The sequence below is a fragment of the Clostridioides sp. ZZV15-6383 genome (genome assembly GCF_020657735.1).
Taxonomy (GTDB): Bacteria; Bacillota; Clostridia; order Peptostreptococcales; family Peptostreptococcaceae; genus Clostridioides; species Clostridioides difficile_D.
In genome coordinates, this window is record NZ_JAGWCV010000022.1 from 13,852 (window position 1) to 29,556 (window position 15,705).

General features: G+C 29.1%; 15 protein-coding genes. 12 read left to right on the top strand and 3 right to left on the bottom strand.

The genetic code is table 11. From position 1 onward, the window contains the following. Positions 1-129: 129 nt before the first annotated feature. The 12 genes from KGF42_RS09810 (at position 130) to KGF42_RS09865 (ending at position 13,027) form a co-directional block, all read left to right on the top strand. Positions 130-3,054 carry a sigma 54-interacting transcriptional regulator gene (locus KGF42_RS09810; protein ID WP_227826222.1) on the top strand — a complete coding sequence of 975 codons (2,925 nt, stop codon included), beginning with the start codon at positions 130-132 and terminating at the stop codon, positions 3,052-3,054. A gap of 285 nt (positions 3,055-3,339) precedes the next feature. Next, the gene (locus tag KGF42_RS09815) at positions 3,340-3,591 is read left to right on the top strand and encodes a hypothetical protein (RefSeq protein WP_227826223.1); all 252 of its coding nucleotides are present in this window, start codon (positions 3,340-3,342) and stop codon (positions 3,589-3,591) included. Between the two features lie 341 nt (positions 3,592-3,932). Further along, the gene (locus KGF42_RS09820; protein ID WP_054274332.1) at positions 3,933-4,391 is read left to right on the top strand and encodes a PTS sugar transporter subunit IIA; all 459 of its coding nucleotides are present in this window, start codon (positions 3,933-3,935) and stop codon (positions 4,389-4,391) included. Between the two features lie 58 nt (positions 4,392-4,449). Then, positions 4,450-4,725 carry a PTS sugar transporter subunit IIB gene (locus KGF42_RS09825; protein WP_003430711.1) on the top strand — a complete coding sequence of 92 codons (276 nt, stop codon included), beginning with the start codon at positions 4,450-4,452 and terminating at the stop codon, positions 4,723-4,725. Between the two features lie 58 nt (positions 4,726-4,783). Beyond that, on the top strand, positions 4,784-6,058 hold the full coding sequence (locus KGF42_RS09830) for a PTS galactitol transporter subunit IIC (RefSeq protein WP_011861525.1): 1,275 nt from the start codon (positions 4,784-4,786) through the stop codon (positions 6,056-6,058). Positions 6,059-6,187: 129 nt separating this feature from the next. Next, positions 6,188-7,240 carry a galactitol-1-phosphate 5-dehydrogenase gene (locus KGF42_RS09835; RefSeq protein WP_054274331.1) on the top strand — a complete coding sequence of 351 codons (1,053 nt, stop codon included), beginning with the start codon at positions 6,188-6,190 and terminating at the stop codon, positions 7,238-7,240. Next, positions 7,240-8,271 (top strand): zinc-binding dehydrogenase, encoded by a 1,032-nt coding sequence (locus KGF42_RS09840; RefSeq protein WP_054274330.1) that lies wholly within the window; start codon positions 7,240-7,242, stop codon positions 8,269-8,271. The genes KGF42_RS09835 and KGF42_RS09840 overlap by 1 nt, the downstream gene beginning before the upstream one ends. Positions 8,272-8,361: 90 nt before the next feature. Further along, positions 8,362-9,174 carry a transketolase gene (locus KGF42_RS09845; protein ID WP_227826224.1) on the top strand — a complete coding sequence of 271 codons (813 nt, stop codon included), beginning with the start codon at positions 8,362-8,364 and terminating at the stop codon, positions 9,172-9,174. Between the two features lie 2 nt (positions 9,175-9,176). After that, positions 9,177-10,097, top strand: coding sequence for a transketolase family protein (locus tag KGF42_RS09850; protein ID WP_054274328.1), 921 nt, complete (start codon positions 9,177-9,179; stop codon positions 10,095-10,097). A gap of 173 nt (positions 10,098-10,270) precedes the next feature. Next, positions 10,271-10,717, top strand: a complete 447-nt coding sequence (gene rpiB / locus KGF42_RS09855) for a ribose 5-phosphate isomerase B (protein WP_227822493.1) — start codon at positions 10,271-10,273, stop codon at positions 10,715-10,717. Positions 10,718-10,748: 31 nt separating this feature from the next. Then, complete coding sequence (locus KGF42_RS09860) at positions 10,749-11,414, top strand: ribulose-phosphate 3-epimerase (RefSeq protein ID WP_227822492.1); 666 nt, start codon at positions 10,749-10,751, stop codon at positions 11,412-11,414. A gap of 110 nt (positions 11,415-11,524) precedes the next feature. Continuing rightward, positions 11,525-13,027 (top strand): phosphomannomutase/phosphoglucomutase, encoded by a 1,503-nt coding sequence (locus KGF42_RS09865; protein ID WP_227826225.1) that lies wholly within the window; start codon positions 11,525-11,527, stop codon positions 13,025-13,027. Positions 13,028-13,713: 686 nt separating this feature from the next. Here KGF42_RS09865 and KGF42_RS09870 read toward each other — a convergent pair. From KGF42_RS09870 to KGF42_RS09875, 3 genes are all read right to left on the bottom strand, one after another. Beyond that, entirely contained in the window at positions 13,714-14,514 is an 801-nt protein-coding gene (locus tag KGF42_RS09870; RefSeq protein ID WP_227822490.1) for a PIG-L family deacetylase, read from the bottom strand. A gap of 494 nt (positions 14,515-15,008) precedes the next feature. Next, entirely contained in the window at positions 15,009-15,191 is a 183-nt protein-coding gene (locus KGF42_RS20460; RefSeq protein WP_227822489.1) for an ATP-binding cassette domain-containing protein, read from the bottom strand. A 1-nt stretch (position 15,192) separates the two neighbouring features. After that, complete coding sequence (locus KGF42_RS09875) at positions 15,193-15,618, bottom strand: hypothetical protein (RefSeq protein WP_227826226.1); 426 nt, start codon at positions 15,616-15,618, stop codon at positions 15,193-15,195. Positions 15,619-15,705 lie beyond the last annotated feature (87 nt).

The window sequence follows — 15,705 nt, forward strand, 5'->3', positions numbered from 1 at the left end:
TATTAAAGAGGTTATTATGGAAATTCTGAGTAATAAGGCTAGGCTATTTTGCCTAGTCTTATTTTGGTGTATAATATATTGAAACAAATATATTGAAGTAGATTAATTTTTTAAGTGAGGAGGCGAAAAATGGATAAAATATTAAGAGAGATACAAAGAGAAGATAAAAAAAATCCATATACTGACCAAGAACTTGCTGAAATGTTAAATGTAGCTAGGTCTGAAGTAATAGCAGTTAGAAAAAAAAATAATATTTTAGATTCGAGAGAAAGAAGAAAAAAAATATTAATAAAAGATATATCAAAAATTGTAAGTGAAAATCCTCAAATGTCTGAAAGAAAAATAACAGAGATACTAATAGAAAATGGATATAACATATCAAGAAGTGCAGTGTCCAAATTACTAAAAGAAGAGAATTTGAATCAGTCAAAGAGCGGGATTAAAGATAAAGACCTAGCATCATCAGGAAAGTATGTAAAGGTAAGTAAGGCTGTAGAAGAAGATGGGTTTGAGGAATTAATCGGTATAAAGGGAAGCTTAAAAGAAAAGGTAAACCTAGCTAAGTCAGCAATAATGTATCCCCCTAATGGTCTTCATACAATAATATATGGAGAGACAGGTGTAGGTAAAAGTGAACTAGCTACATGCATGTATAAATATGCTGTAAAAAACAATATTAAAGAAGAGAACAGTCCATTTATAGTATTTAACTGTGCAGATTATGCAGAAAATCCTAATCTATTGATAGCTCAACTATTTGGAGTAGTAAAGGGTGCATATACAGGAGCTGATGCAAATAGAGAAGGGCTTGTAGAACAAGCCAATAATGGAATTTTATTTTTGGATGAAATTCATAGATTGCCTGCTGCCGGGCAAGAGATTTTATTTTCATTAATAGATAGAGGCGAATTTAGAAGATTAGGAGAAAGTAGTTCTAATAGAAAGGCAAATGTTCTCATAATAAGTGCCACAACAGAAAATCCAGATTCTAATTTACTTCAAACGTTTAGAAGACGTATACCAATGGTAATAAATTTACCTAACATGAGCGAAAGACCAAAATCAGAAAGATATGAAATAATAATAAAATTTTTTGAAAGAGAAGCAAAAAGAGTAAACAAGAATTTTATAATAACTAAAGAAGTTATGTGTGCACTTATGAATTATAAGTGTACTGGAAATATAGGTCAGCTAAAGAGTGATATACAAGTAACTTGTGCTAGAGCTTTTAGTAAATCGATATTTTCTAGTGACAAGGTAATTATAGATTTAGATAGTTTAAGGGATTATATAAAAAGTGGATATTATGATTGTAATTGTAAAAGTGAAAAATATTCTGAGTTTTCAGTTGAAGATATATATATAGATATCAGTGAATTGGTGAGTGGGAAAAATAGAATTTTATCTGATAATGAGATAAGTGAGATATATAATTATGCAGAAAAAGAGCTTAAAGTTCTAGAAAGTAGATGTTTTTCAGAAGAAGAATTAAAAAATGCATTTATAGAAAAGTTAGATAAGAAGTTTAATGCTATTAAAAATAATAAAAATTTATCTGATAGAAGAAGTCGAATAGATTGGGGAGGACAGTTAAAAGAGTCTACATTGGAGATAATGGATAAGGTAATTGTATTTATTAAGGAGCAGTTTAAACATGTAAATCAAGGCTTGTATTTGGCTCTAGCAATTCACATTGAACATGCTATAGGTAGGATAAAAGATGGAAAAACTATAATAAATCCGAGCTTAGATAAAATAAAAGCGTCAATGCCAATGGAATATGAGCTATCAAGATATATAATGGGTATAGTGGAAGATTTAACACAAGTAACATTTCCAGAGGATGAACTTGGATATTTGGCTTACTATATAAATAAATTTTGTTATAATGAGGAAAGTATAAAAGATAAAGTAAAGGTAGTAATAGTCACACATGGTAAAGTTGGCATTGAAATGTCTAAAGTTGTAAATCATATTCTTGGTATAGAATGTACACTAGGTATAGAAATAGCGCTTACAGATTCACCATCAGAAGGCATAGAACATGTATTAGAGGAGCTTCAAAAGATAGAAGCTAGAAAAGGTATTCTAGTTCTAATTGATATGGGGTCTTTAGTAATTCTTGGTGATGAGGTTGAAAAAAGACTTGGCATTAGATGTAAAACTGTAAATAGAGTAGATACATTATTGGCAATGGAAGCAGGAAAACTTGCAACTATTGAAGGTAAAAGTTTGGATGGTATAATAGCAGATTTAAAGAAAAATAAAAATTATGCCATGATAAATACAAATAAATTTAGTTATAGAAAAAATGAGTATGGAAAGAAAAATGTAATCATTACTCTGTGTTTGAGTGGTGTAGGTACAGCTTTAAATCTAAAAGAGCATATAGAAAAACAAATTAAGGAATATGATACTTCAATTGAAGTAAAGCCAATTGCTTTTTTAAATAACAATTTGGAAGAAGAGTTAAATGATATTGAAGCTGAATACAATATTATTGCTATCTGTGGAACTATTGATATAGATTATAAAAACGTACCTTTTATTTCTTATAATGAGGTACTTGGAAAAAATGGTATCAATAAAGTATTAGAACATTTAAATAATAAACAACCAGCTTTAAATACTGAAAACCAGCTGAATAATTTAATACATGAAGATTTGATTTTATATAATTTCGAAGGAATTTCAAAGGAATATATAATTGATACCCTTGTCTCAAAGCTTGAAGAAGGTGGATATGTGGATTCAAAATATATATTAAGTGTATATAAAAGAGAGGCAATGGGAAGTGTCGTGATGGCTTCTAAGGTAGCTGTGCCACATGGACTTCCAGAAAACGTTATAAAGCCTGCAATAGCAATCGCAAGGTTGAATAAGCCTATAGTATGGGACAATAAATTTATGGTGGATTTGGTTGTACTATTGGCACTTAAAGAAAATAATAAGAAGGAAATACGAAGCTTGTTTTCAAAGATTAATGACCAGCAGACTCTAGAAGTTTTATTAAATACTGAAGATAAAAATGAAATAAAAGAAATTTTAAGCTAACTATTAGTATAGAAAAGAGAGATGTAAAAAATTTGATTTAGTATAAAATTTAAAACTACTTAATTGCTAAGTAGTTAATTACTTGGTATAAGGCTAATTCTATGAAATTTATTTATATGATTTTATAGGATTAGCTTTTTTATTGATAAATAGAATATATAAACTATTCTAAAATTAAAATATAGAAGATATAATAAGGGTAAGTTATTATATTAAAAAATTACAGAGTAGTTATCATAATGATTTAGAAAATAATAAATAAAGCATGATTTGGAGGGATAAGGCATGAGAAAAATATATAATCTTTTTTTTATATTGATTTTAGGTATTTTTCTGGTATCTTGTAAATACAGTGAATTTAATGGTAGTCGTACAGGAAGTGATAGCGAACTTGCAATGGAATATAGTATGTTCAATACTACAGATTCACAATTGTTAACTTTAGAAAAAGACGATGTAATAGATGTGGAAATAGTTAATGACTCTGGAAAATTAGATGTTGTAATACAAGAAGATGATAAAAATCCTGTTTTCTAAGGAAATAATCTTAAGACAAGTACATTTCAAGTAAAGGTTAATGAAAGTGGAACATATAAAATTAAACCATTTATAAAAAACAAAAAAATCATTTCTGTAACAAAAAAAACCACAAAAAATATAAAAAAATATGGCTAGTTAAGTGATTAACAAGTAAAAATTAAAATAAAAATTAAAAAAAATTTATCAATGAAAGTCAGCTAAAATCCTATAAGAGAGCATTGTTTCAGGGAAAATATTTTCTCGTATTTCACAAAAAGAGCCACTTTTTGGCACATGACATGCTTTATATAAAGACAAGAAAACCAGATGTAAGATAAGTGCAATTAGGAGGTGTAAATATGGAGTTTATAAATTTTGTAAGTGATAAAGTTATAAACCTTAAAATGGAGTGTAAAACAAAAGAAGATTTCTTTAAAGAAATACATAATAAAGTTTTTGAATTAGGCTTTGTAAAAGAAGAATTTGGAGAAAAAATATTAGGAAGAGAAAATGTATTTCCAACAGGTTTAAATCTAGGTGATTATGGAGTAGCCATACCACATACAGATGCAGAATATATTAAAGAACAATTTATAGCAGTCTGTACTTTTAATGAACCAGTAGTATTTAGTTCTATGGAAGACCAAGATGAAAAAGTACCTGTAAATTTGGCTTTCGTATTAGGACTTAATCAACCACATAGTCAATTATCTGTATTAACAGAATTAATGGGAATTATGCAAAATAAAGAGTTGGTTGATAAATTAATGAATTCTACTGATAAAGAAGAAGTTTTAAAGACAATAAAGTCTTTATAAAAATAAAAAAGTACTAAAATAAAAAATAGAAAAATAAAATTATTAGGAGGAAATAAAAATGAAAAAAATATTAGTAGCATGTGGAGCAGGAATAGCAACATCAACAGTGGTTTGTGACAAGGTAGAGAGATTAGTTAAGGAAAATAATATACAAGCAGAAGTTATACAATGCAAAATAGCTGAATGTGCAACAAAGCAAGAAGGAGCAGATTTAATAGTATCAACAACTATATTACCAACAACTTATAATATACCAGCAATAAAAGCAACAGCGTATATAACTGGAGTAAATACAGCAGCATTAGATAAAAAAATATTAGATGCTTTAAAATAATCCTATCATAAATACATTGAAATCATATTTTATAAAACAGAAAAAGGAGGATTTATAAATGGATAAATTATTAGCAGTAGTACAGTACATTTTAAATATGGGACCAACAGTAATACTACCAATAACAATTGTAGTATTAGGAATGATATTTAGAATTAAGTTTACAAAAGCTTTAAAGTCAGGTCTTACAATTGGTATAGGCTTTGTAGGTATAAACTTAGTTGTAAATCTATTAACATCAACATTAGGTCCAGCAGCTCAAGGAATGGTTGAAAGATTTGGACTTAATTTAACAGTAATAGATGTTGGGTGGCCAACAACAGCATCAGCAACATGGGCTTCACCAGTTGCACCAATATTAATACCAGTTTGTTTATTAGTAAACTTACTATTATTATACTTCAATAAAACAAAGATATTAAACGTTGATATATGGAATTATTGGCACTTTATAGTAGCAGGTGCAGTTGGATATATAGTAACAGGAAGTTATGTTTGGGCTATATTCTGTGCGATATTAATGGAATTATTAGTACTATTTATTGCAGAAAAGACAGCAAAAAATGTTCAGGAGTTTTATGATTTGGAAGGTATAGCATTACCAACTGGTTCAACAGCTTCATTTGCTCCACTTGGATATTTAGTAGGTAAATTTGTTGAAAAAATACCAGGAATAAATAAAATACAAGCAGACCCAGATTCTATACAAAAAAGATTTGGTATATTTGGAGAACCAATGATGATGGGGATTATACTAGGTATAATACTTGGAGCACTTGCTGGATATGATGTAGCAGGAATATTCAATGTAGGTATATCAATGGGTGCAGTAATGTTGCTTATGCCTAGAATGGTTAGAATATTAATGGAAGGTTTAATTCCAATTTCAGAATCAATAAGAGATTTCTTACAAGCAAAATATGGAGACAGAGAACTTTATATAGGTCTAGATGCAGCAGTAGCAACTGGACATCCAGCAGTTATATCAACAGCTCTGATACTTGTTCCTATAACTTTATTCCTAGCAGTTATACTACCAGGAAACAAAGTTTTACCATTTGGAGACTTAGCGACAATACCATTTTATATGGCATTTATAGTGTGCTTTAGAAAAGGTAATATAGTTCAATCAGTTATAACAGGAACAATAGTAATAGCTATATCACTTTATATGGCTACAAACTTTGCAGATGTTCATACACAATTATTACAGCAAGCAAATATGATGCCAAAAGGAACAACAATGGTTACAAGTATAGATACAGGTGGTAACTTGCTAAAATGGGGAATATTGAAATTATCTCAATTAGTTTCTTCATTTGGAATATTCTAATATGTAGTTAATAGAGATTACTCTTTTTTAGTAAAGTATGCGAAAATTTAACATTTAGCAGCTACTAGAAAAGAGTAATATTTTTTATAAATTTTTAAAAATACAAAATACAAGAGGAGGAAATTTATCGTGAAAGCAGCAGTATTACATGGCACAAATGATATGAGATTTGAAGATATAGAAATAAAACCATGTGAAAGTGATGAAGTAAAAATAAAAGTTATGGCAGCAGGAATATGTGGGTCAGATCCTCCAAGAGTATTAAAACATTGGAAATATCCAGTTCCAGCTATACCAGGACATGAATTTTCTGGAGTAATTGCTGAAGTTGGTAAGGATGTAAAAAATGTAAAGGTTGGAGATAGAGTAGTTGCAATTCCTTTTATACCTTGTAATGAATGTGAATATTGTAAAAGAGGATTATTTTCACTATGTGATGACCATGGAATGTTAGGAGCTAAAAGCTTTGGAGCCTTTGCAGAGTATGCAAATATAAAAGCTACAAATGTACTTCCAATAGGAGATATGGACTTTGAAGATGCCGCTATGATAGAGCCACTAGCAGTTGCTATGCATGGAGTACTTAATATAGGTGTTCAAGTTGGAGACACTGTAGCCGTAATGGGTAGTGGAACAATGGGACAGTTAGTAATACAAGGACTTAAAATAGCAGGAGCAGGAACAATTATAGCAGTTGATATATCTGATAATAAATTAAGAGAATCAAAGGAATTAGGAGCTGATATAATAATCAATGCTAAAGATGTTAACCCAGTAGAAAAAATAAAAGAACTTACTGGTGGTAAAGGTGTTGATATAGCTCTTGAATGTGCAGGCTCAAAAATAACTCAAGAACAATGTTTACTTATAACTAAAAAGAAAAGTAAAATAGGATTTTTAGGAATAGCATATTCAGATATAACTTTATCAGAAGAGGCATTTGAAAATATATTTAGAAAAGAACTAGAATTAAAAGGTTTCTGGAATTCTTATTCTGCACCATTCCCAGGGCAAGAGTGGACTAAGGGAATCAATCTAGTTAACGAAGGAAAAATAAAATTAAAGGAAATGGTATCTCATAGATTCTCACTTGAAGACACTTACAAAGCATTTGAAATGATAAGAGATAGAAAAGAAGAATTCAATAAAATATTAATTTTACCGCAAGGGGTTGAAAAATAATGAAGGCAGTAGTTAAAACTAAACCAGGCTATGATAATGTAGAAGTGTTAGAAGTAGAAGAACCAAAAGCTACAGGAGACAAGGTTAAAATAAAAGTAGAATATAGTGGTATATGTGGTTCAGACATACATTCATTTAAAGGTGAATATGCAAATATAAAAGCTCCAGTAACATTAGGTCATGAATTTTCTGGAATTGTTGTAGAAGTAGGAGAAGATGTTAAAAATATAAAGGTAGGAGATAGAGTTACATCAGAAACTACTTTTGCAACTTGTGAGAAATGTATATACTGTGCAACTAAAGATTATAACTTATGCCCAACTAGAAAAGGTATTGGTACTCAAGTAAATGGAAGTTTTGCTGAGTATGTATTATCAAGAGAGGAAAGTATACATGTACTTCCTGAAAATGTATCTTTATTATCAGCAGCCCTTACAGAGCCACTAGCTTGTTGTGTTCATGCAGCTCTTGAAAAGACTACTATAGAAAGCACTGATACAGTTTTAATAATAGGACCAGGACCAATTGGTTTATTATTAGCTCAAGTTGTTAAATCTCAAGGTGCTACAGTTATAATGTCTGGTGTTACAAAAGATAAAGAGAGATTAGAAATAGCTAAGAATCTTGGAGTAGATAGAACAGTAAATGTAATGGAAGAAAGTTTAGCAGATGTAGTAAATGAAATGACTGATGGAAATGGAGTAAATAAAGGATTTGATTGTTCTGGATTTATGCCAGCAGTTAATGAAGCTTTAAGACTACTTAGAAAAAAAGGTACTTTCGTACAAGTTGGAATATTTGCTAAAAAATTAAATGAAATGGACCAAGAAGCAATAATACAAAGAGAGTTACAATATATAGGAAGTAGATCACAAAAGCCAAGTTCTTGGGTTATAGCACTAGATTTAATGGCAAGTGGAAAAGTAAATACAGAAGCTTTGGTTACTAGAACTGTTGATTTAGACGAATTTAAAGAGGGTATTACAGCTTTAATGAATGGAGAAGAAATAAAAGTAGCAGTAAAATCTTAAAAAAACATTTGTATTATTTAAAAAAAAATTGTAAAATCTACTGTAGGATAAAAAATGTAAGGTCTTAAAAAATAACAGGAGGAAAAAAGTATGAGCACTCTTAGAGATCATTCTAATAATATTAGAAAAAACATAATAAAAATGGTTGCAGAAGCTAAAAGCGGACATCCAGGTGGTTCATTATCAATAGCTGATATGTTAACAGTATTATATTTTGATAAGATGAATGTATGTGTAGAAAATCCAAAAATGGATGACAGAGATAGATTTGTTTTATCAAAAGGTCATGCAGCACCAGCGCTATATGCTACATTGGCAGAAAAAGGATTTTTCCCAGAAGAAGAGTTACTAGCACTAAGAAAATTTGGTTCTAAGTTACAAGGTCATCCAGACATGAAAAAAGTAGCAGGAATCGATATGTCTACTGGTTCTCTTGGTCAAGGGCTATCTGCAGCAAATGGTATGGCACTTGCAGGGAAATTAGATAATAAAGACTATACAGTGTATACTATATTAGGTGATGGAGAAATCCAAGAAGGTCAAATATGGGAAGCTGCAATGACAGCATCACATTACAAATTAGATAATTTAATTGCATTTGTTGACTTAAACGGATTACAAATAGATGGTTCTAATGAAGAAGTAATGAATGTAAATCCAGTAGATGACAAATTCAAATCTTTTGGATGGAATGTAATGGTAATAAATGGACATTCTTTTGAAGAAATAGGAAATGCAATTGATGAAGCTAAAAAAGTTACAGGAAAACCAACTGTAATAATAGCTAAGACAGTAAAAGGTAAAGGTGTTTCATTTATGGAAAATAATGCTGCATGGCATGGAACAGCTCCAAATGCAGAACAAGCAGAGCAAGCATTGAAAGATTTAGAAGGAGGTCTATAGGAATGGGAATAGCAACTAGAGAAGCTTACGGACAAGTGTTAAAAGAACTTGCAGAAAATAAAGATATAGTAGTATTAGATGCAGATTTAGGAAAAGCTACAAAAAGTATATCATTTAAAGAAGTTGCCCCAGATAGATTTTTTGATATGGGGATAGCAGAAGGTGACATGATTGGTACAGCAGCAGGTCTTGCTACTTGTGGGAAAATACCTTTTGCAAGTACTTTTGCAATATTTGCAGCAGGAAGAGGCTATGAGCAAATAAGAAACTCTGTAGCATATCCAAATTTAAATGTTAAAATAGCAGCTACTCATGCAGGTGTAACAGTAGGTGAAGATGGTGGTAGCCATCAAGCTATAGAAGATATATCTCTAATGAGAGGTATACCAAATATGGTTGTATTAAATCCAGCAGATGCTTTAGAAGCAAGACAAGCTATACTTGCATCTATTGATTATAATGGACCTGTATATATAAGATTAGGTAGAGCTGCAACTCCTGATGTAAACAGTGAAAACTATAAATTTGAAATAGGAAAAGGAACTGTTTTAAGAGAAGGTTCTGACATAACAGTAATAGCTACAGGAATAATGGTAGCAAAAGCTTTAGAAGCAGCAGAAGAACTTGCTAAAGAAGGTATAAGTGTAGAAGTTGTTAATATTTCTACAATAAAACCATTAGATGAAGCTTTAATAAAAGAAACTGCTAAGAAAACTGGAAAAGTAGTTACAGCAGAGGAACACAGTATAATAGGTGGTTTAGGTTCAGCTGTATGTGAAGCTTTAGCAGAAACTAAAGATGTAGTAGTTAGAAGAATTGGTGTTAAGGATGTATTTGGTCAATCAGGTACACCAGCTGATTTATTAAAACATTATGGATTAACTACAGAAGATATAGTAAAAAATATAAAAGAGTTGTTATAGATATAAATATGTCTAAATAACAAATTGATTTGACATAAATCAATTAAAGCTGTCTTAAAAATAGAAAGAAATTTCTACAATGGGACAGCTTTATTTTTACAATACTTTATTTTTATGATAATTATAAATTAATATAAAGATAAGAAAAAAATTATAAAAAGAGGTGTTATTTAATGAAAATATCTATTGGATGTGACCATGGTGGTTATGAATTAAAGGAATATATAAAGGAAAATTTAATAAATAAAGGTATAGAAGTTGAAGATGTGGGTACAAATTCAAAAGAAAGTGTAGATTTCCCAATATATGCAAAAAAGGTAAGTCAAAACGTCCAAAGTAAAAAATCAGATTTAGGCATACTTTGTTGTGGAACAGGAATAGGTATGTCTATTGCAGCAAATAAGTTTAAAGGAATCAGAGCTGCTGTTGTTTCTGACTGTTTTTCAGCTCAAGCTACTAGAGAACATAATAATACAAATGTACTTTGTTTAGGTGAAAGAGTTATTGGGAAAGGATTGGCAATGAGAATTGTTGAAGAATGGTTAAATTCAAGTTATAATGGAGAAAGACATGCAAGAAGATTACAAATGATTGATAATATAGAAAAAGAAAATTTATAAATATCTAAAATTTATAACAAGGGGGAACGTTATGTCTATTATTTGTGCTTCAATAATGTGTGCAGACCAAATGAAGTTAAAAAAGGAATTAGAAGCTCTTGAAGAAGCAGATGTAAAATTACTTCATTGTGATGTTATGGATGGAATATTTGTCAAAAACTTAGCTATGGGACCGGAGCTATTAAAATCAATAAGTGAAAATACAACAATACCCTTAGACATTCATTTAGCCACAGAAACTCCAGATAAATATATTGATATGATGTCTTATATAAAGCCAAAATATATTTCTTTTCATGTAGAATCGAGTACAGATGTAAAAGCTGATATACAAAAATTAAGAAATTATGGTATAGCTCCAGTGTTAGCAATAAGTCCTCAAACAAGTGTGGATAAAATAGAAGAATATATAGGTTTGGTTGAGGGTATCTTAGTAATGACAGTAAATCCAGGATTTGCAGGTCAAAAGTTTAATCTTCCTGTGTTGGATAAGTTAGATAAACTTACAGAGATACTAAAAGATTATGATAATCCTCCATTTATAGAGGTTGATGGAAACATAAATAAGGATACTATTAAACTTATGAATGGTAAAAAAGTAGATATATATGTTGTTGGTACTTCAGCTTTATTTAATGACAAGCCTCCAACTTCATATAAATATAAAATAGAAGAACTAAAAGAAAGTATAAAGTAACTATGTAATAAAAGTATAAGATGTTTCTGTTTAATTGTGAAAAGTTTAGATAGAAACAAGAAATTTTATAATATTTAATAAAAATTTTAGTTGAGTAAGGAGAATTTTTTATGGGAGACCTATATAAACTGCAAAATGGTACTGATGTTAGAGGAATAGCGTATGAAAATGATTCTAAAGAAGTTAACCTAACTGTAGAAGAAGTAAGAAAAATAGCTAAAGCATTTCATATTTGGCTAAAAGAAAAGACTAAGAAAGATAAAGTAACTGTTGCTATAGGAACTGATTCTAGGATAACAGGAAGTAAGTTTAGAAGTATTGTTATTGAAATTTTAACTAACAATAATTGCAATGTAATTGATTGTGAGATTGCTACAACTCCAGCAATGTTTATGACAACTATTATGGATGGATACAATTCTGATGGTTCGATTATGATTACAGCTAGTCACTTACCTTATTATTATAATGGTTTAAAGTTTTTTACAGAAAATGGTGGTTTAGAAAAAACTGATATAAAAGAAATGTTGGATATAGCTGTTAAAAATGATAGTATGGATTATGAAGAAGTAGATAAAAAAGGTGAAGTTATAGTAAAAAATTTAATTGAAGATTATTCTAATTTATTGATAGATAAAATTAGAAAAGGTGTAAATTCAAGTAAAAATTATGAAAAGCCTTTTTCTGGGCTTAAGATATTAGTTGATGCAGGAAATGGAGCTGGTGGATTCTTTGCTGAAAAAGTTTTACACATACTGGGAGCAGATACAACAGGGAGTCAGTTTTTGGACCCAGATGGTATGTTCCCAAATCATATACCAAATCCTGAAAATAAAGAAGCAATGGAAAGCATATGTAAAGCTGTGTTGGATAATAAGAGCGATTTAGGAATAATATTTGATACAGATGTAGATAGAGCTGCCATTGTAGGTAAAAATGGTAAACCAATAAATAAAAATGCTCTTATAGCTGTTATATCATCAATAATATTGGAAGAACATCCAAAAACAGCTATAGTAACTGATTCTATTACTTCTGAAGGACTTGCTAAATTCATAAGTGAATTGGGAGGAAGACATCATAGATTTAAAAGAGGATATAAAAATGTAATAAATGAAGCCATAAGATTAAATAGTGAAGGTGAAGAGTGTCATTTAGCTATAGAAACATCTGGACATGCTGCTTTAAAAGAAAATTACTTTTTGGATGATGGAGCATACTTAATAGCTAAAATTTTAATAAAAGTAGCAAAACTATCTTTAGAAGGAAAGACTATAGAAGAATTGATAGAAAACCTTGAAGAAGCAAAGGAAGAAAAAGAGGTTAGAATAGGCATTAATAAAGAAGACTTTAGACCATATGCAGAAGATATATTAAAGGATTTAGATTCTCATGTTAGAAGTTTGAATGGATGGTCTGTAGCACCAAATAATTTTGAAGGTATAAGAGTTAATTGTAATGAATCAAATGGAGATGGATGGTTTTTACTTAGAGTATCACTACATGAACCACTATTAGCTTTGAATATTGAATCAAATAAAATTGGTGGAGCAGAACAGATTTATTCTCAGTTAAAACTTTTCTTAGAAAAATATGAGTTAAAAGGTCTTTAGGGTAAATAAAAAGCATATATTTATATTGGAGAATGAATGTAAATTTATACCTAGGATTACAAATATTACAAAATTGTAATCTTAGGTAACAGAGATGTAACTGATTATGGAAACACTATGTGATATTATAAATACAGAAAGATGAAATACATGATGAATTATAGAGAAATATAATTTAAAATGTATTAATATCACACCAAAAAGGTATAATCAAAAAAATATGTAAATATAAACCCCAACATTTAGAAAGAGACCTCCAAGGAGGTTTTTTTCTTGTTTAAATAACTTAAAAATATATTATTTGTAGATGTATTTTCATTTTTTAAAACAAATATACGATATCACGATATATATGTATGTACATTAGTAGAGAATGACGTCATAAGTGCAGTAGGTTATATAGTTCAATCATTTAAATCTCATTATTAAGAATTTACAACAAATATTTATTTTAATATAGTTCATTATAAATATGTACACAGAATAAATTATAAAAGCTATTTTTGAGACTTTGTAAAGGGTAGAAAATCCACCCTTTATTTATTAACTGTCAACTTGAAAACATATAACCATTTTATAAAGGTAATAATTAGATTAGAAAAAGTAGAATAATACAATAAAGTGACATATTACAAAATCTCAAATAAATTTCCTTATTGCGCAATTTAAGTTAAAATAAATATTTATTATAAATTAGGTGTATGGAGTATAGCAGGAACATCTTTATTGCTTAATAATTCATCAAACGATTTATGGTCAGATTTATAGCCAATTCCTTCTCTATATTCTAACTCATCAACAAGTTTGTATTGCTCACAGGCATTTTTTACTTTTTCATAATCTTCAGTAGAATTAGCTTTATAAACTATCTTATTATTAAAGGTTATTTTATCAGCAAATTTAGGTTTTACAAAATATTTAGCATCTTTTATTTTACCAGCATTATATAAATTTTGGATAACTGAACCATTTTTTAAATGTTGTAAATGGTCATCCAACTTATAGGTATGTGCTATATGAGTCACACTTTTAAGCTTTTCTTCAAAAATAAGAGCAACTTTTTCCATGTAATTGAAGTCAGTATTACCATTTACATTTTTTTTTGGTAATAGTATTATATTCTCTTTTTTTACGCCAAGATTATCAAGAGAAGCTAAAAATTCTCTGTTCCTGTATTCTGATTTTTGCATATCTGTAAGATTTTCATATTTTTTATATTTATTAAAAACATATATACCACGTCCAGTAGATACTAGAACCACAAATACATGATTTTTTCCTCTTTCTTTTATAGCATTTAAAATAGCACTACCAGCCCACAACACTTCATCATCTTGATGCTGAACATAGAAGACAACATAATCTTTAAATTTTTTATGACTATAATTTATATAACTATTAAAACCTGTTAAAACTAAGCATAAAACTAGAATGATAGATAAAATTCCATATTTATTTATGGTAAATTTCTTGTTTTTGAGTGTCATTTAATCATCTCCTGAAAAGTTGTCTTAGTCATATTATCAAACAAAGCACTAAAAATTATTTCTTAAATACTAAAAAATATAGAGTAGATTAATGGAATAAAATTTTTTATTAATTTAAAATCAAAAAATATTTATGTATATAGCTAATCAAAAAATAGTTATAAGGAGTATACATTGATATTTGTATACTCCTTACTAAGGAATTGCTTATTTACTACAAAAACAGAGTCTGTTGAGACCTAAAATACTTGATGCACCAGCTATCGTAGTTCCATAATAGTAAACTGGCTTATTCAGTGATAGAAAATTTACAATTGAGTTGTTACATAATGCTATTGACTTGTTCTAATAAGTAATCTTTCAAAGTATCAAATATATTCATAGAAAAAAGACTCTCCCTTCTGTTTTATTTCTTCATTCAACTCAAAAATATAATTTATTTTCCATTGTTCATTATTCCTATCTTATGAGCAAAAAACATTGCTTCAGAAATATCATGAGTAACATGAATTACTGTTAGCAGAGGGGTATTTCCCTGCTAATGTTTCTAGAAATAGAGTTTTTCCTGAGCCACTAGAACCTAATAAAACAAAATATTCATGGTTATTAATATCTAAACTATTTTCTTGTAATTTAAAATTAGGTAAATCAAGAGATAAGTTTTTTATTTTTAACATATTAATTTTTATCAACCTCTCTATTAAAAAATATCTCAAAAAACATCAAGCATGTAAGTGATATAAATATCAAAATTACAGCTATTCCAATTGCAATATCTATATCACCAGTAGACATATTTAAATATATTGATGTAGGAACAATTTCAGTTTTCATACATGTAGAGTCTGCTATCATAGCTACTGCACCAAATTCACTACATCCAAGAGTGCGTGCAACAAATACCATTTTTTCATTACTTTCGTTTAATGAAGTGTGAAGTATTTTAATAGTAAGTGGTAGGTTTACAAATACTTGTGCTAAAACTACACCTTGTTTTGTAAATACAAAATCAAGCTTAAGAATCTTGTAAATGAAATCTCCAAGACCCATTCTTCCAAATAAAAGCAAAAGAGCAATTCCTGATACTAGGTGAGGAAGAGACATGGGGAGATTAATTATCTGTATAAGATGTCTAAGTTTTTGTTATGTTTTATAATATTTTATCATATTTTGCCATGTAGAGTTAAGAAA